At 61.0% G+C, this 16851-nt stretch carries 13 protein-coding genes; 3 read left to right on the top strand and 10 right to left on the bottom strand.

The window, feature by feature from the left end; translation table 11 throughout:
* The first annotated feature begins 214 nt into the window (after positions 1 to 214).
* Positions 215 to 1021, top strand: a complete 807-nt coding sequence (locus tag AB1J88_RS03540) for a glycosyltransferase (protein WP_430290224.1) — start codon at positions 215 to 217, stop codon at positions 1019 to 1021.
* Positions 1022 to 1351: 330 nt separating this feature from the next.
* Here the strand turns inward: AB1J88_RS03540 and AB1J88_RS03535 are convergent, their stop codons facing one another.
* The 5 genes from AB1J88_RS03535 to AB1J88_RS03515 form a co-directional block, all read right to left on the bottom strand.
* Positions 1352 to 1936 (bottom strand): hypothetical protein, encoded by a 585-nt coding sequence (locus tag AB1J88_RS03535; RefSeq protein WP_430290223.1) that lies wholly within the window; start codon positions 1934 to 1936, stop codon positions 1352 to 1354.
* 116 nt (positions 1937 to 2052) lie between these two features.
* Positions 2053 to 2295 carry a hypothetical protein gene (locus tag AB1J88_RS03530; protein WP_430290222.1) on the bottom strand — a complete coding sequence of 81 codons (243 nt, stop codon included), beginning with the start codon at positions 2293 to 2295 and terminating at the stop codon, positions 2053 to 2055.
* A 167-nt stretch (positions 2296 to 2462) separates the two neighbouring features.
* The gene (locus AB1J88_RS03525; RefSeq protein WP_430290221.1) at positions 2463 to 3533 is read right to left on the bottom strand and encodes a lipocalin-like domain-containing protein; all 1071 of its coding nucleotides are present in this window, start codon (positions 3531 to 3533) and stop codon (positions 2463 to 2465) included.
* Positions 3523 to 5994, bottom strand: a complete 2472-nt coding sequence (locus AB1J88_RS03520; RefSeq protein ID WP_430290220.1) for an ABC transporter permease — start codon at positions 5992 to 5994, stop codon at positions 3523 to 3525. The genes AB1J88_RS03525 and AB1J88_RS03520 overlap by 11 nt, the downstream gene beginning before the upstream one ends.
* Complete coding sequence (locus AB1J88_RS03515) at positions 5991 to 6644, bottom strand: ABC transporter ATP-binding protein (RefSeq protein ID WP_430290219.1); 654 nt, start codon at positions 6642 to 6644, stop codon at positions 5991 to 5993. Before AB1J88_RS03515 ends, AB1J88_RS03520 begins: the two co-directional genes overlap by 4 nt.
* A 138-nt stretch (positions 6645 to 6782) precedes the next feature.
* Between AB1J88_RS03515 and AB1J88_RS03510 the strand changes: the two genes are divergently transcribed.
* On the top strand, positions 6783 to 8756 hold the full coding sequence (locus AB1J88_RS03510; protein ID WP_430290218.1) for an alkyl/aryl-sulfatase: 1974 nt from the start codon (positions 6783 to 6785) through the stop codon (positions 8754 to 8756).
* Positions 8757 to 8834: 78 nt separating this feature from the next.
* On the opposite strand, the gene AB1J88_RS03505 is transcribed toward AB1J88_RS03510, so the two are convergent.
* From AB1J88_RS03505 to AB1J88_RS03485, 5 genes are all read right to left on the bottom strand, one after another.
* Positions 8835 to 10226: a DUF1254 domain-containing protein gene (locus AB1J88_RS03505; protein WP_430290217.1), complete on the bottom strand. Its 1392-nt coding sequence runs from the start codon at positions 10224 to 10226 to the stop codon at positions 8835 to 8837.
* On the bottom strand, positions 10223 to 11572 hold the full coding sequence (locus AB1J88_RS03500) for a DUF1254 domain-containing protein (protein WP_430290216.1): 1350 nt from the start codon (positions 11570 to 11572) through the stop codon (positions 10223 to 10225). Before AB1J88_RS03500 ends, AB1J88_RS03505 begins: the two co-directional genes overlap by 4 nt.
* A gap of 130 nt (positions 11573 to 11702) precedes the next feature.
* Entirely contained in the window at positions 11703 to 13040 is a 1338-nt protein-coding gene (locus AB1J88_RS03495) for a DUF1329 domain-containing protein (RefSeq protein WP_430290215.1), read from the bottom strand.
* Positions 13041 to 13051: 11 nt separating this feature from the next.
* Entirely contained in the window at positions 13052 to 14878 is a 1827-nt protein-coding gene (locus AB1J88_RS03490) for a DUF1302 domain-containing protein (RefSeq protein ID WP_430290214.1), read from the bottom strand.
* A 99-nt stretch (positions 14879 to 14977) separates the two neighbouring features.
* Positions 14978 to 15820: an AraC family transcriptional regulator ligand-binding domain-containing protein gene (locus AB1J88_RS03485; protein WP_430290213.1), complete on the bottom strand. Its 843-nt coding sequence runs from the start codon at positions 15818 to 15820 to the stop codon at positions 14978 to 14980.
* A 96-nt stretch (positions 15821 to 15916) separates the two neighbouring features.
* Here AB1J88_RS03485 and AB1J88_RS03480 point away from each other — a divergent pair, with 96 nt between their 5' ends.
* Positions 15917 to 16837, top strand: coding sequence for a LysR family transcriptional regulator (locus tag AB1J88_RS03480; protein WP_430290212.1), 921 nt, complete (start codon positions 15917 to 15919; stop codon positions 16835 to 16837).
* Positions 16838 to 16851 lie beyond the last annotated feature (14 nt).

The following is a 16851-nucleotide window of genomic DNA, read 5'->3' as shown; positions in this document are numbered from 1 at the left end:
CGTGGGGCGACGGCAGGTGCCGTTTCTTCCTTGAAGCATCTGAGGGGCGCGCAGTTTAGCCTGTGGGCCGGCTTGCGTCGTGCGCGAGATGTCCTGTCTCGAAACACCTCGCCTCACTTCCTGAACAGCAAATTAAGCTTCAACTAAGCTTGCGTCGCTAGCATCCCGGCCCGAGAGACACCTGTCGCCGATCAACCGCGGATGAGCTTCCTGAATGAACCAGTTTGATTTACCAGCCGTTACGCAGCCGAATTTCAGTCTTGTACTGGTAAATTACAAAACCCCGGACATCACCCGGATGTGCCTGGAGCTGTTGCGCGAGCATGTCCAGGCGCAGCGCATTCCGGTTTGGGTGGTGGACAATGATTCTGCCGACGCCAGTCTGGATTATTTGCGCTCGCTGGACTGGATCAATCTGATCGAACGCTCCTCTCCCAGCAAAGAAGCGGGACATATTGCCCATGGCAAGGCGCTGGATCTGGCGCTGGGAAAAGTTGAAACCGACTATCTGTTTTTGCTGCACACCGACACTTTTGTCTACGACAAGGAAGTCTTCGCGATGATGCTGCGTGAGTGCGAAAAGTCTGCAGACATCGCTGCAGTCGGGTGTGTCGAGCAAATCAATCGTGGGATTGTCAGAGACACCTGGCGACTAACTTCGCGGTTTTGCAAACACTATATTCGCCGGGCGAAAACGGCATTGGGTTTGCGCAGTAAAGAGCCGAAACCTTATCGGGAAACTCACCTCAAAAGTTTTTGCACGTTGTGGAACGCCAGGTTGATGAAGTCTCAGGGACTGCACTTTTGCATGGATGACCGAGTTCCCGGTTATACCGTGCAGGATCGAATGGTCGCATTGGGCTACGGCATCAAGCTGCTGTCACCGCGCAAGATTTTCCGCTATCTGGATCACATCCAGGCAGGCACCGTCGCTGCCGCCGGCACCTACGGCAAAAACCACCGTCGTACCAGAATGTACGAGGCCACTCTCAAACGTTTTGAAAAGCAAGCATCGGTTTGATCACGAACACAAAAAAGGGCGACTGCAAAGTCGCCCTTTTTTTAATCTGAAATTGTATACATCCGCTCCGAGGAGGTGTTCGCCCAGTGTAATGGCCTGGCAATCCATGCACCGGTAAAGAGCCCTGACACTGGGCGAACGGGAAGGATTTTAATAGAAGTTGGCGGATATGTCGTCATATACAAAGGTAAATTTTATGTACGAAAAAGTTAATAGATATTTATCGACGAAATCCTTTCGTGAAACTTTCACTGCATAGCTCAACTCATTTCAGATGATTGTTCTCATACAATAATCTGTACAAGAACAACCATCTTGTAGAGTCAATACTCAACTTTCATGCTGACTGGTCACTTTTAATACATCGGTATAAGTGACAACTACGCTCTGCCCGACTTTCAGATCTTTCAGCTTGGCTTGGATTTCAGGCTTTTTCACGTCGAGTGTTTTCGACTGACCCTGCGGGTTTTGCAGGGTCACTTGATTATTCTTCAAATCAATTTTGGTGATTTTCAGTTGCACCTGAATCTGGCGATAGGCCTCACCGCCCGGGTTTTCGCTGCCCGGCGCCTTGCGCAGCTCACCGCTGCGTTCGACGGTGCCAGGCAGACCTTTATCCACATCGGTATCGAGGTAAGCCGCCACCGAGCGTTGGACTTCGAGTTTTACCAGGTCGCCGACCTTGAGGTTGGCGAGGTTTTTCGCCTTGTCGCTGAGCTGGACGTGAACCTGACGGCCTTCTGCGCCTTCGAGCACGACCTGATGGTTGGCCGCATCGACGGCCAGCACTTTGGTGGTGACCTGATCGGCCTCGACGGTGGCGGACAGCGGAATGTCCGCCGCCATGGCAACGAAGCTGGTGGCGGACAGAACGGTTGCGAGGGTGATGGCCTTGGCCAGAGCGTGGAGCTTCATAAGCGGTACTTTCCCTGTAGTGAATGGCAGCAACCGGCGCCAACGCGTGTTTGGCACCGAATGTGCCACTGAGCATAGACGCTGTTCAGGGCTTGGCTGTTGTTTATGCCGGGTCCTCAGGCTTCGGGGTCATCCAGTTCGTTGGCGATATTCGCGGCGGGCGAATCCTTGTGCAGGTCGTCGGCCTTGGCGCGCAGGATCTGCCACTGCTCCAGATCGATCGCGCCTTGACCGAGCAGGTCGTCGGCGATGCGTTGCAGGTCGAAATAGTGAGCGTCGGGGGATTGCTGCCAGTAGGTCTGATCGTCGAACAGGCGCTGCCAGGTGGTGAGGTCTGGGGGTTGCAGGTCGTCGCTCATGGCTAATCCTCCACGGGTAATAGTTTGTAGAGGCTGCGCAATGAAACGGAGTTCAACCCAATCCCTGTAGGAGCTGCCGCAGGCTGCGATCTTTTGATCCTGTTTTAAAAATCAAAGTCAAAAGATCGCAGCCTTCGGCAGCTCTTACATAAATGGCAATGCAGCAGTCAGTACCCGGTCATTTCCAGATAGCCGCGCCCGCCATGGCTGCCGCTGATCTGCACCGGGCCCTCCCAATAAGGAATGCGCAGGTCCATCCAGGCCTTGGGGTTGAGCGCGTCGAGGCTGATGTCGAGGTGTTTGTCGGGAATGCTGATCGACCAGCGCACCGGCATCGTGTGCCCGGCAATTTTTGCGCTGTCCTTGGGTGTGAGTCTGATCTGCTCGCCGTGCAGGGTTTCGGTACGGCCGTCGGCATTGATCCAGGTGCCAGTCAGATACGGCGCGCCATCGGTTTGTCGGGTGCGGAACAGCATCAGCGACTCACCACTGTCCAGGTGCAGGGAAAACCAGTCCCACCCGGTCTGATTGGCCGCCAGCGGCTGGCTGCTCCATTCCCGGTCCAGCCACGCCGGGCCGCTGACGGTGTAGGTCTGGCCGTCGATTTGCAGCGTGCCGCTGGCCTGAAAGAACGGCTGACTGTAATAGTACGAAGCCTGGCCTTGTTCGGATTTGCGGCTGAAGCCCTTGTCACCCTGCAACACCAGCGGCCGACTGGAGGTGAGGTGCAATTGATAGCTGAAGGCTTTGTCGCGGGCACTGAGTTGCACATCCGTCAGCGGATCCTGCGCCTGACTGGCGAAGCGCCAATCATCGATCCACGCCTCGAACGGCGCCACGTTAACCCCGGCCTGCCCCACTCCGCCCCGGGCATAGCGCTCGGCAGCATGGTGCGCGGTGGCCGACGTCACCGCGGCATGCCCGAGCCAGATCGTCTGGTTGGCCCAGCCCGATTGCTCTGGCGCAGGTTTTAACGCACTGCGAAACAGCGTCCATTGCACACCGAAATCGTGGCCCTGCTGATCCTTGAGATTGGCGGTGACGTACCACCACTCGATACGAAATCCGTCGTGGGCGCCGTGATCCGCCGGGAAGCTGAACACCCGCCCCGGCACCACGGGAGTGAACTGAGCGGCCTGATCGCCGAGCCCGGCAAAACCCTTCTCTTCAGAAACAGGCTGATCGCAGCCGCCCAAAAGCAGCAGCGTGAAAAGCAACACAACCCGCTTAATCCTCATGAGCAAACGTCCTCAGCAGATCCGCCGGTTGCGTGCGGTACAACGAATACAGCGGCCACGCTGATGCCAACAAGGTCGCCAGTAACGCCAATCCCATCAATTGCACCAATTGCAGCGGGAAGATCCGCAACGGTAAACGCCAGCCGAATGCCTGCACATTGATTACCGCATCCAGACACCACGCCAGGGCGATCCCCAGCGGCAACGCCAGCACCAGCGTCAGCAGCGCGAGCAACCAGGTCTGGCCGAGGTTGAGCAGCATCAACTGCCGGCGCGTCACGCCCAAGGCCCACAGCGGCGCCAGTTGCCCGAGGCGGCTCTGGCTTTGGGTCAGCAAACTGATGAACAGCGCCACACCGGCCACCGCCAAAGTGAGGCTGTTGAGCGCGGCGGTGGCGGCGAAAGTGCGTTCGAAAACCTGCACCGACCAACCTTTGAGCCGCGCCTGATCCACGATGCGGCTGTCATCGAGCTGAAAGCGCGTTTGCAGCGCAGTCAAAAACGACGGGATGTCAGGCGACGCGATGCGCAGGTTGAAACGGTTCGGCGTCAGCGTCGGCCACAGGCGCAGCAGGTGGTTGCTGTTGACCAACAAATGGCCCTTGGGATTGCCGTAATCGGCGTAGATGCCGACGATGCGCGGTGACCACGGTCCGCCCGGCGTCGGCACGCTCAGATGATCCCCCGCGCGAACCTTCAGCCGTCGCGCCAGTTGTTCGCTGAGCATCACCGCATCGTCCGTCGCCAGGTGCGCCCACGGATCGCCGGCAATCGCCTCGAGCAACGGCCAGTGTTGGCGATAGTAAGGATGGTCGATCACCCCGAACACATCCGCCGGCCAGCCCTGCAGGGTCACGGCTACTTGCCAGTTGGGCAGCACCGCGCTGACGTTCGGCTGTTGTTTGAGCCAGACGTACATCTCGCGCGATTGCGCCGGATTCACCGGGTTGAGGTACAGCTCGGCACTCAGGCGTTGTTCGAGCCAGTCATTGAAGGTCTGGCGAAATCCGGCGGTCATGCTGCCCGCGCCGATGTTTGCCGCCAGCGCCAGCAGCAGCGCCATCAGCGCCAGACTCAGTGCCGGTAACTGTTGGCGGCAGTCAGCAAGAAACCACTGACCCAGCACCGAACGACTGCGCCCAAGCAATTGATTGAGCACCGCGCTGAGCACCACCGGCAATGCCAGCGCAGCGCCCAGCAGCAACCCGGCCATCAATACAAAACCGCTGCTCAGGCTGTCGCCCCAGACCAACGCCAGCAGTGCAATCAGCGCCAACATCGCCGCCAGCCAACCCTGACGGCGCAACCAGCGTGCATGCTGCTGATGCCAGGCCTGTGGATCCGCCACCGCCAACAGCGGCAAACGTGCCGCACGCAACAGACTGTTGGCGCCGGCCAGCAACGCGCCGAACAGACTCAAACCAATACCGCTGAACCACCACCACGGACTCAGGCGTAACTGCCCCGCCACTTCCGCGCCGTACAAACCACGCAGACTGGCGGCGACATCAGGCAGCAACACGCTCGCCAGCCAGTAACCGCTGACGACGCCGAACACCCCGCCAATCAACGCCAGCACACCGAGTTCGACGATCAGGCTGCCGATCAGCATCCGCGCACTGACCCCGCAGGCACGCAACGTGCGCAGCAGGCCACGACGCTGCTCCAGTGCCAGACCGATAGCTGCGTGCACGATGAACAGTCCGACCACGAACGAGAGAAATCCCAAGGCATCAAGATTCAGGTGAAAGCTCTCGGTCAGGCGCGCCAGATTGTTTTCCTCGGCGCTGCTTTTGAGCTGCAACCGGCCATTGAACGCGGCCGGCAACTCGGCATGAAAATCCTTGGGCAGTAACAAGCGCGACAGTTGCCGGGGTTGCTCAAGCACGGTTTGCGCAACACCGATATCCACCAGCAACACGCCCGGCGCCATGTCCTGTTGCGCGTGCAGCGGTGGCAGGCTTTGTCCGTTGACGGCCTGCGGTGTTGCGCCTTCGATCAGGCCCAACGCGTGCAGGGTTTCCGGGGAAATCCACGTGCTGCCCGGCGGCGAGAGGAACGCGACGATGCGCTCGATTGGCATCGCCTGCCCGGCCACGGCGGAATCCACCGGCAGCGACACCGGTTCGATGCCCATCAGTTGCAGGCGCTGATCCGGGTGATCCTTGAGTACCAGCCGCCCCTGCAGCAGCGGCGAGACCGGCCAGCCCTGGCGGCGCAGGTCAACGAACCATTGCTGGGTAAACGTCGCTCCATTGGGCGTAGCAAGGCTGGCCTGTGGTTCGCCGCCAATCATCTGGCTCGCCCGGGCGTAACTGTCGCGGGCCTGGCTGTTCAGTGCCTCGACGCCGGTCAACAGACTGGTGGCCAGCCACAAACCCGTCAGCACACTGAAGAACTGCACCGGATGCCGCCGCCAATGGCTGAGCAGCGCACGCAGGGTTTGCCAGAACACGTTCACGTCAGGCGGCCCTTGGACAACACCACCCGCTGCGCCAGTCGCGCCGCCACGCGCGGGCTGTGCGTGACCATCAGCAGCGTGGTCGGCGTGTCGTCGAGCAACTCCAGCAACAGACGCAGCACTTCATCGCTGGTGGCTTCGTCGAGGCTGCCGGTGGGTTCGTCGGCCAGCAGCAGTTTCGGTCGCGACGCCAACGCCCGGGCCAAAGCAACCCGCTGCTGCTGGCCGCCCGACAGTTGTTCGGGATAACGCTTGAGCAAATCACCCAAACCCAGGCGCTGCACCAGATGCGCTTGCCAGCGCGGGTCATGGCGCCCGGCCAGACGCGCCTGAAACGCCAGATTGTCCTCGACCCGCAGGCTGCCGATCAGGTTGAACTGCTGGAACACCAGACCGATTTCAGTGCGCCGCCAGTCGGCCAGTTGCGCTTCGTTCATCTGCTCCAGCCGATGCTCGCCGCTGTGAATGCTGCCGCGATCAACCTTGTCGAGGCCGGCGATCAGGTGCAGCAAAGTGCTTTTGCCACTGCCGGATTCGCCCATCAGCGCCAGGCTGCCGCCGGGTTCGAGCGTCAGGTCGACGCCTTGCAGCACCGGGAGCGGGCCTTGGGGCGTGGCGTAGCTTTTGAAGATGTCGCGAACCTCAAGCATGGGCAGACCTGATCGATGAACCTGGCCCTAGGATAGCGGCCCTGAATGGTTTTTGTCCGTTGACGATCATTGTCGCGCCAGACCTGCGCCCTACCCTCCGGGATGGATCCACCCATAACGATAAAAACCGGAGACACCATGCCCCGCTTCATTTTGAGTTCCCGCAGCCTGCTGGCCTGCCTGATCACCGCATGCCTGAGCCCGTCGGCGCTGGCCGCCGACGCGCCCGTCACGCCCAGCACACAGACCATCGCCAGCAACGCTGCCGTCCTGCAACAACTGCCTTTCAGCGACCGCACGGATTACGAGTCCGTCAGCAAAGGCTTGATCGCGCCGTTCAAAGGCCAGGTCAAGGACGCCGCCGGCAACGTGATCTGGGACGTGCAGGCCTACGATTTCCTCAACAAGGATCAGGCGCCGGAATCGGTCAATCCCAGCCTCTGGCGCCTGGCCCAGCTGAGTGCCCACGCCGGTCTGTTCGAGGTCAGCCCCAGGCTCTATCAGGTGCGCGGTCTGGACCTGGCGAACATGACCATCATCGAAGGTGATGACGGGCTGATCATCATCGACCCGCTGACCATGGCCGAAACCGCCAGAGCGGCGCTGGATCTGTACTACGCCAACCGCCCGCGCAAGCCAGTGGTGGCGGTGATTTACAGCCATACCCACGTCGACCATTTCGGTGGCGTGCGCGGAGTGATCGACGAGGCCGACGTCAAGGCCGGCAAGGTCAAGGTGTTCGCCCCGGCCGGGTTCATGGAACACGTGATGAGCGAGAACGTTTACGCCGGCAACGCCATGAGCCGCCGCGCGCAATACCAGTTCGGCAGCCTGCTGCCACGGGGCGAACAGGGTCAGGTGGATGCCGGCCTGGGCAAGAGCACACCCACCGGCGGCACGATTACTTTGATAGCGCCCACCGACCTGATCGCCAAAGAGCTGGAAACCCACACCATCGCCGGAATGCAGGTCGAGTTTCAACTGACGCCCGGCACCGAGGCGCCGGCGGAAATGAACCTGTATCTGCCTGAGTTGAAAGCCCTGTGCATGGCCGAAAACGCCACGCAGATGATGCACAACATCCTCACCCCCCGTGGCGCACAGGTGCGCGATGCCAAAGCCTGGTCGCAATATCTGGACGACAGTCTGGCGCGCTATGGCGACAAGGCCGACGTGTTGTTCGCCCAGCACAACTGGCCGACCTGGGGTGGCGAACGGATCCGTACGTTTCTCGCCGATCAGCGCGACATGTATGCGTTTCTCAATGACCGCACGCTGCACTTGCTCAATCAGGGCCTGACCCCACTGGAGATCGCCGACGCGATCAAGAAACTGCCCGGCGACCTCGACCGCAAGTGGTACACGCGCGGCTATTACGGTTCGCTGAGTTTCAACACCCGTGCGGTGTATCAGCGCTACATGGGGTTCTATGACGGCAACCCGGCCAACCTCAATCCGCTGCCACCGGTGGACACCGCCAAACGTACCGTCGAGGCCATGGGCGGCAGCGCCGCAGTGCTGGAAAAAATGCACGCGGCAATGAGCGCCGGCGATTATCGCTGGGCCGCACAACTGGGCAATCAGTTGCTGTTCGCCGAGCCGGACAGCGCCGACGCGCACAAGGCTCAGGCCGAGACGCTGGAGCAATTGGGTTACCAGAGCGAAAACGCTACGTGGCGCAACATGTACCTGACCGGGGCCATGGAATTGCGCAACGGCGTGCCACCCCACGCCGGAACTTCGGTATCGGTGGACATGGTGCGAGCGATGAGCCCGGAAATGTTCTTCGATTATCTGGCGGTGCGCCTGGACAGCGACAAGGCCGTCGGCCATGACCTGACGCTGAACTGGACATTCGAGGACCAGAACAAGGACTTCAACCTGACGTTGCGCAACGGCGTTTTGACGCATCGCTCGGGCCTTAACCCGAGCGCCGATGCCAGTGTCAGCCTGAACAAGGACACGCTGGAGAAGATCAGCCTCAAACAACTGGACTTCCCCACGGCGATGCAGAAGGGCTTGATCAAATTGGGCGGCAACGGCAAGAAGCTCGGCGAGTTGATGAGCAGCCTGGACACATTCGGGCCGCAGTTCAACATCGTCACTCCTTAAACCGCGTCGCGCCCTTCGCGAGCAGGCTCGCTCCCACAGCATTACGCTGAACCCTGCTCGCGAAGGCGTTGGCCCAGGCTACACAGAAACCACTTCAACCACTGGCATCCGCCACCGCTGCTCAACCACCTCCCGCGCCGGCCCATACAACCGCAGAATCAGCGTAAACGCCCCACTCTCCGGCGTCGGCAGCCAATTGCTCAGTTCACCCGCTTCAGGCGCCACGCTCTGCATCAGCAGCGTCAGTCCGCCGTCACTGTCCGTCTGCAACGCATCGCGACTGCTCAAGCAATAGCGGTCGATCGCGTTCGCCACCAGTTGCCGATCCGGCAAGTCATACAACGTCAGCGACCAGAACTCACTGGCCGGCGGCAATTGCCCCGGTGCGAAACGCAGGCGATAACGTCGCCCGCCCTGCAAGGCTTGACCCTGATTATCCAGACGGGCGCCGGTGTAGAAGGCCTCTTCAACGCTGTTGCCGTAAATCCCCATCAGCGCTCCCACCGCACGGTTTACATAGTTGCCGTGCATCGCTTCACGGTTGCCGAACAGGCCCAGCGTACTGCGCGTCTGTGTCACCGCCGTTTGCAGTTGTGCCTGCGCTTGCTGGATGCCGACAATCAGCGCTTGCTGTTGATCGGCGGATTGGGCGGCGAAATCGAACGGTTGCCCCGGCACGATGCCGATTCTGGCAAAACGCTCGCGCAGCGCCTGCTCCGACGGCTGCGTCGGGCACAGCGCCAGAATCTGATTGAGCACGCCGATAAACGCCGGCCCCAATCCGCTTTTACTGTCCCACGCCGGCCAGGCAAGCGGCGCGGCCGCTGTCGGTGCCGGGCCACCGGTGTATTCGTGCAAGCCGCGCAAACGGTATTGCTGCTGCAAGCTACGCACGGCGGGCATGTCATCGGCATTCTTCAGACCCGTGCGGCCGAGGATCATGACGATCTCGGTTTCACTGCGCAGCACGGCTTTGATGCCGCTCGGCGCAGTGCCCTGCCAGTGCGGCCCGGCGATCAGGTAATCACCGGCCTCGCGACCGGTACTGAGCACTCCGACATAGCCGAAATTGTGGGTGTACTGATCAACCAGTTGATGCACGTAGTACCGGTCCTTTTCCACCGCGGGCACGCTCAGGACCTGCGGCTCACTGCGCAGGTCGAGCCAGGCCCAGGAGTACGGCGTGTCGTTGTTGGGCGTGACGATTTCGCGATTGACCGGGGTGTAGAGCTGGCTGTAATGGCGAAAGCGATTGAACCCGCCGACGTACTCCGGCGCACTCGGATTGAGCAGCTGTTTTTCCAGGGTCTGGTAATGCATGAGCATCGGGTACGCGTAAATCCAGGCCTGCTGGGCAATCGCCTGAAGCTCGCTGGCATCCTCCGCCAATACCCAATGCGGCATCATCAGACTGCCTCCCAGCAACCCCATGCCGCCCAATACCCGGCGGCGACTGACAATCGGATTCATGGCTCGACCCTCGCAATGCTCGGCAACTGATAACGGCCATCCAGCGCCGGTTGTTTGGGCAGGTACAGACGCAGCAGCAGGTTGAACGGCCCTTGCGGCGTCGGCAGCCAGTTGCCTTGTTGCGCCTGGGCCGGTGCGTTCGGTTGCAGCAACAGGGTCAGGCCCCCATCGGCGTCGTACTGCAGATTCGCGCTGCGATCGCCCAGGGCGTAACGCTGAATCGGATTGGCTGCCAGCAACTGGGTCTTGCCGTCGTACAGGGTCAGCGACCAGAACGCGTTCACCGGCGGCAACTGCCCGGCCGGAAAGTGCAGACGATAAGCCTGGCGACCGTCGAGCAACTGCCCTTCGACATCGTGCAACGCCATCGGATACAACGCTTCGGCAGGATCGTTGGCATAGATGTAACGCCAGGCGACGGCGGCGCGGGTCAGGTCGTCATCGCCGAACTTGCCGACGTTGTCGGGTGAACGAAACCAGCCCTGCTGCTCCACCGACAGCTGACTCGATGCTGCGCGCACCTGTTCGCGCCCGGCCTCGGCACCCGCGGCAATCGCCTCGCGCAGCGTCGGCGCAGGGTTGAACGCAACGCCGGGTTGCACGCCGATTGCGGCGAAACGCGCAAGTCTGGACTGCTCACCCGCCGTCCACTGGTGCAAGGGTGCCAGCGCATTGAAGGTGTTGAACAAGGCCTGCGCTTCACCGTGTTTGGTGTCCGGATAGGCTGGCAATTGCAATGGCGCCAGGGCCACGGGTGCGGCGCTGCCCAGCACTCGCGACAATGGTTGCAGGGCATAACCCATCAGCACGCGGGCGGCTTCTTTCTGGTCTGACTCGCCCCGGACTTCGGTGCGCCCGAGCAGGAACACCAGACGACTCGGCGAGCGGATCACGCCATTGAAACCGGGCGGAACCTCGCCCTGCCAGTCCGGCCCGGCGATGAGATAACGCCCGGCCTGATTGCCGGTGGCGCGGGTACCGATGTAGTCGAGGTTATCGGTACGCAGGTCGACCAGCTGAAAGCTGTAATAGCGCTCTTCAACCGCTGGCACCTCAAGCACCATCGGCTCGGCGCGCAGGTCAAGCAAGGCGCGGGAATAGAAGGTGTCGTTGTTCGGCGACACCACTTTGTTGTCCTGCGGCCCGAGCAGGCGCGGTTCGCTGTAAAGCCTGTTGAACGGCAGTTTCGCGTTGATCGCTGTCAGCACTTTGTCGTGTTCGACGGTAGCGTAAGCGAACACATACGCCTCTTGCGCCAGGGCCTTGGCCTGAGTCGCATCGAGATCGGCAGCCTGCACGGTGCCCAGGCTGGCGCCGAGGGTGATAGCGCAAATCCAGTGACGCATGAAGATTCTCCTGAAGAAACAAAAGAACCTGTAGGCGCTGCCGCAGGCTGCGATCTTTTGACTTTGCTGTGGAAGATCAAAAGATCGCAGCCTCGTTGCACTCGACAACGCCTACAGGGAGCACGGTCGGTTACTTGGCCCAGCGCCGCAGATCCGAGGGCGTGTAATCGTCGGTCTTGGCTGCAAACCCGACCCGCATCGGCTGCGTCTCTTCGTTGGCCAGACCGCCGGCGTAATAACGCCCGGCGATCAGGTCGTAGGAGGTCTCGAGCACGTTGTAGGTGAAGCCATGGTCGTACTGGGCAATTGCGTGCAGCTCACCGCTGCGCCACAGTTCGCCGCGACTGTCGTACTGGTCGGACTGGGCGATCTGCCAACTGTCTTCGTCCACATAAAAGCGCCGCTTGGCGTAGATGTGCCGGGCGTTGGGCTTGAGCGTGGCTTCCACCACCCACACCCGGTGCTTTTCGTAGCGCGCCAGGTCCTGATTGATGTGGTTGGGTTTGATCACCTCGTCGTACTTGAGCGCGTGGCTGCCGATCCTGTAGCTGTTGTAGGGAATGAACAGCTCCTGCTTGCCGATCAGTTTCCAGTCGAAACGATCCGGCGCACCGTTGTAGCCGTCGATGTTGTCGGCGGTGATCAGGCCGTTGCTGTATCGCGCGCTGTTGTCGTAGGCGAGCATCGGCGCCCGACGCACACGGCGCTGGCCGGGCAGGTATTGCCAGGCCGAACGCGGCTCGGCGACCTGATCGATCGGCTCGTGCACCAGCACCGCTTCACCCGACAGCCGCGCCGGTTCCAGCACCCGGCTCTTGAACAGGAACAGGGTGTTGGCGTTTGGCTCCAGCCCGGACACCGTGTCGGCAAAGTTGATCAGCGACTGGTTGCGGATATAACTGACGGCACCGTTCTCACGCACCAGCGCCGAACTGCTGATGCGCTCATAACTGCCGCCGCGATAGCGGGTCATGTGGTTCCACATCACCTCCAGGCCTTCGGTGGGCAGTGGAAACGGAATGCCCCGGGCGTAATCATGCAAACCGTTACCACCGTCGGCCAGGCTGGTTTTGGCGACGTTGGCGCGGCTCTGCTCCAATACATCCTTGGGCAGGTTGGCGCTGCGGTGGGTGGGGTAGATATTCATCTTGTAGCTGTCGGGGTAGCGCTTGAACAAGGCGATCTGCCCGGGACTGAGAAACTTCTGGTACTGCGCGACGTTCTGCGCGGTGATGGTGAACAACGGTTTTTCCACCGCATACGGATCGCTGTAACTGCCCTTGCTGTCGACCGTGCCGGCATTGCTCGCCAGGCCGCCGGTCCAGGGCGGAATGGAACCGTCGGCATTCGCCGCCATCTCCGAGCCCATCGGGGTCAACGTCTTGCCCAGCGGCGCCGGATCGTTACCTTTGGCCTGCGCCAGACCGACGCTGCACGCCAGCGCCAACACACACAATTGCATACGCATGGTGATTCTCCCTAGAAATCTGCCTTGAAGCTGACGGATGCGAAATCGCGGTCGTCGAGGGTGCTGTAATCGTTGGAACCGAAGAAGGCGTTGTAGGCCAGTTCCACGCTGTAATCGTTCATGTACACGCCGGTCAGGCTCAGGCCCAGCGCTTGCTGACCCTCCTGGAACGGACCTTGCGGATCGTAGGAATACCCCGAGACGTCATGCCGCCAGTTGACCGCCGGAATCAGGTTGATCCCCGGCAGCACGTCGCTGTATTCGAGGCTGGCGCGCAGGCGATACCCCCACGACCAGTCCGTGGCAAAACCCTTGTCGGTGCAGTACTGATTGGTGACCCCGGAGGCCACGGTGTTGCACGCCGTACCGTTGCGCGGCGCACTGCGCCCGAACGCCGCGCTGCGTCCCAGACGCTCGTCACCCAGGTCGTCGATGTGCACGACCCCGGCCTCGCCGAACAGGCTCAAGCGCGTCGCGCCCAGAATGTTGTCGAATGCCTGGGTTGCCGAGCCGGTCATCTGCCAGACACCCTTGCGCACCCAGCCGTCATAACGACTGCCGGCATTGGTGTTGAAGCCCGGCGGCAGATCCACCCAGGAGCTGCCGCCCGGGCCCGAAATCACTGCGACATTGATGTCCGGCGCATTGATCGCCAGCGGCATGTTCGGTCGATAGCTCAACTCACCGGCGAGCGAAATGCCGCTGACCGGCTCCACGCCATTGAGGCTGATGCCGTACAGGTGAATGTTTTCCGGAAACGCCGCCGCATAACTGGGCGCCTGGATGCCGCCGGGAAAGGTCCCAGGCAGCGCCGAGTTGCGTGCGTCGAGGGTGAAATACGGCAGGCGCGAGTGATAGTTGATGTAGTAGATCGCCGCCTCGGCATCGTTCAGCGCCGGGATCATGTTGCGCAGCGCAAAGCCGAACTGGCCGTTGTCCGACGGCGATTCATTGCCGCGCGAATAGGCGTACAACCCGGCGGCCTGCATCTGCCTGTCGGTCTGCACCTGGCTCAGGTACAGCGGCCCGCAACCCTTCTGGATCGCATCACTGCTGGCGAAAAAGGTGCCGCAACCGTCCAGCACACTCTCGCGCCAGTTGTATTGATAAAAACCTTCCAGATTGAGCGTGTCGGAAATGCCGAAACTGAACGACACCATTTCCACCGGCAACTGGCCTTCCTTGATCTCCACACCCGGACGGTTGAACGCCGAGATGTCGAGCGGGTTGATCACGTTGATGCCGTTCTGGATCAACAGCGATTCACCCCATGACAACACCTGATTGCCGACCTTGATGTTGAGCGGATGATCATCGATCTGAAAATCCTTCCAGACGTAGGCATCAAGCGCCTTGAAGCCTTTGAATTTCGACAGGTCATCCCAGCCCGAATCGTCGAATTTCTTGAAGCGGCCATTGCCATCTTCATAGGCTGCGTCGTACCAGTATTTGAAGCGCAGAAAGGCACCCTGCCCCTGACCGTCAAGGCTGAAATCGGTCAGGCCCTTGAAGGTCTGCGAGATCGGATCGCCCTTCTCGAAATTCAGCCGGTTGTCGTCGGCGCTGACGCTGCTGCCGTTGGCGTGCACACCTTGCGCTTGCAGGGCATTGGCGCGGGTCATCAGGCTTTTTTCAGGATGTTGCGTCGACCAGCTGCTGCCCAGGGTCAGGGTGGTTTTGGTCGACAGGCTCCAGTCCTCGTTCAGCTCGATACTGGTGGCGTAGCCAGGACTCGACAGCGCGGCGAGGATCGCCAGCGTCAAGGGTTGCGTACGGTGGTGGCCACGCCGGAAAAGTCGCGGACGGACTTGGGGCGTGACCGAGCATATTCTTGTCATTATTGGGCTCCGGTCAGGTTTGCTCAGCACAGACACGGTGCCCAACCCTCACGCGCCATACGCAAGCGATGGCCGACAAAAAACAATCATCGGCACACGTTATGACGGGTTGAGGCGAAACTGCTTGGGCGTGATGCCGAACTGTTTGCGAAATGCCCGGATGAAGTTGCTCGGCTGGCGATAACCCAGGCGTTCGGCAATGCGTTCGATCGGCTGATCACCGGCCGTGAGCCAGTGCCGCGCCAGTTCCAGACTGTCATTGCGCGTGGGCGAACTCGATTCGGCCTGCCAGTGCCGGAGCATGCTCTGGTGCAAAAACGGATTGGCGCCCGCCAGTGTTTCGTCCAGGCATGAACGGTGTAGCGTCAGGCATGGATGTTCACCCTGCGCGACAGCGATGGCGACATTGCGCAGCCAGGTGCCGGCCGCTTGTGGCGGGCACAGACTGACGCTGGCAAACACCTGCTCCGGTGGCCTGCCCAAGCGTCGGGCGATGTTGCGCACCAGGGTGATGGTGGCCGCGTCCAGGCCAAAGTGATGCGCCTGACCTTGCACCGGTCGCAGGTGCAAATGGGCCACACTGCCGGTCTCCTGCAACTCGGCCACCACATAATTGGTGATCCTCGGCACAAACGTCACAAAGCATTCCAGACTCGCGCGCAGGGTCGCCGCCGAGTCGAGCAAAATGTTCAGCCCTTGCAGACTTGTAGTCGCCAGCGCGTTGACCAGTTCGCAACCGAAGGTCGAGGCCGCCCCCGCCTGCTCACACTCGCGCCACAATTGCTCGACTGCCTGCGCAGGAATCTGTCGGTCATGATCATCCAGCGCCGTTCGGCAGATTCCGGCCCGCGCCAGCAAGGTTTGCGGGCACAGCCCGGACTGCTCGGCGTGGCCGAGAATGGTGCGGGTGAAGGCGCTGGAAGCGAACATGGGATAGGACATGATGAGGCTTGTCGAGGAACAGGCGTGTACTTATGCCAGCCAACGTGATATCGATCCAATGCATTAAAAGTATTCGCACAATGCAGGAGACGCATGATGGATTTGCGCCAGCTTCGCCACCTCGTGGCCCTCGCCGACTACCGAAATTTCGGCCGCGCCGCCGAGGCGATCAACCTCAGCCAACCGGCATTCAGCCGCAGCATTCAGACGCTGGAACGTGACCTTGACTGTGAGTTGGTAGAGCGCAGCAGTCGCGAGTTTCGTCTCACCGGCCAGGGTGAACTGGTGCTGCAACACGCTCGGCGCCTGCTCGCCGGCAGTCAGGCGTTGCACAACGAGTTGACGCAATACAACGGCCTGACGGGAGGCGAACTGCAATTCGGCTGCGGCCCTTACCCAGCGCAAGTGCTGGTCCCCGAGGCACTGGCCGAATTCATTCAGGCGCATCCGCTGATTCGCACACGCTTTCATCAGGGCGACTGGCAGCAACTGTCGTTGTGGCTGCGCGAACAGCAAATCGAGTTTCTGGTGGCGGACGCGCGCTATTTCATCGGTGACCCGCAATATCAGGTGCAACTGTTGCGCACCCGGCCCGGACGGTTTTTCTGCCGCGCCGGTCACCCGCTCGCCGGGCAGAAGCACCTGAAACTGCGTGCCCTGCTCGACTATCCGGTGGTGGGCACACGGATCCCGCCGATGATCCGCAAGATATTGGCGGATGTACTGGGCGAGCCGGATTTCAACCCCAGCGTCGAGTGCGCTCAGTTCGATGCAATCCAGCGCGTGGTACTGCGCTCGGACGCGGTGGGGCTGGCAACGCTTGAGGCACTGCGCGATCAGGTTGATCAGGGTTTGATTAACCTGCTCGAATTCAGCGACGTGCCCCGCGACGACCCGGCCCTTCACCTGAGTTACGGCATCGTCACCCGCGTCGGTTACTCCATGACCCCGGCCGCGCGAGCGATGGTCGAGGCGATTCTGAGCGTGGATCAGCGCCTGCTGGCGGCCAATCAATAACCCGGCAGGTTTCA

Origin of the sequence: Pseudomonas sp. S8 (genome assembly GCF_050473925.1) — a bacterium.
GTDB lineage: Bacteria > Pseudomonadota > Gammaproteobacteria > Pseudomonadales > Pseudomonadaceae > Aquipseudomonas > Aquipseudomonas parakoreensis.
Note: the sequence above shows the minus strand (reverse complement) of the source record. Positions and strands in the feature narration are given on the sequence as shown.

Excerpts from the sequence above, each read along its gene's own strand:
- AB1J88_RS03490 (WP_430290214.1), bottom strand. The coding sequence starts at position 14,878 with ATGACAAGAATATGCTCGGTCACGCCCCAAGTCCGTCCGCGACTTTTC.
- AB1J88_RS03535 (WP_430290223.1), bottom strand. The coding sequence starts at position 1,936 with ATGAAGCTCCACGCTCTGGCCAAGGCCATCACCCTCGCAACCGTTCTG.
- AB1J88_RS03515 (WP_430290219.1), bottom strand. The coding sequence starts at position 6,644 with ATGCTTGAGGTTCGCGACATCTTCAAAAGCTACGCCACGCCCCAAGGC.
- AB1J88_RS03505 (WP_430290217.1), bottom strand. The coding sequence starts at position 10,226 with ATGAATCCGATTGTCAGTCGCCGCCGGGTATTGGGCGGCATGGGGTTG.
- AB1J88_RS03500 (WP_430290216.1), bottom strand. The coding sequence starts at position 11,572 with ATGCGTCACTGGATTTGCGCTATCACCCTCGGCGCCAGCCTGGGCACC.
- AB1J88_RS03510 (WP_430290218.1), top strand. The coding sequence starts at position 6,783 with ATGCCCCGCTTCATTTTGAGTTCCCGCAGCCTGCTGGCCTGCCTGATC.
- AB1J88_RS03530 (WP_430290222.1), bottom strand. The coding sequence starts at position 2,295 with ATGAGCGACGACCTGCAACCCCCAGACCTCACCACCTGGCAGCGCCTG.
- AB1J88_RS03495 (WP_430290215.1), bottom strand. The coding sequence starts at position 13,040 with ATGCGTATGCAATTGTGTGTGTTGGCGCTGGCGTGCAGCGTCGGTCTG.
- AB1J88_RS03540 (WP_430290224.1), top strand. The coding sequence starts at position 215 with ATGAACCAGTTTGATTTACCAGCCGTTACGCAGCCGAATTTCAGTCTT.
- AB1J88_RS03525 (WP_430290221.1), bottom strand. The coding sequence starts at position 3,533 with ATGAGGATTAAGCGGGTTGTGTTGCTTTTCACGCTGCTGCTTTTGGGC.
- AB1J88_RS03480 (WP_430290212.1), top strand. The coding sequence starts at position 15,917 with ATGGATTTGCGCCAGCTTCGCCACCTCGTGGCCCTCGCCGACTACCGA.
- AB1J88_RS03485 (WP_430290213.1), bottom strand. The coding sequence starts at position 15,820 with ATGTCCTATCCCATGTTCGCTTCCAGCGCCTTCACCCGCACCATTCTC.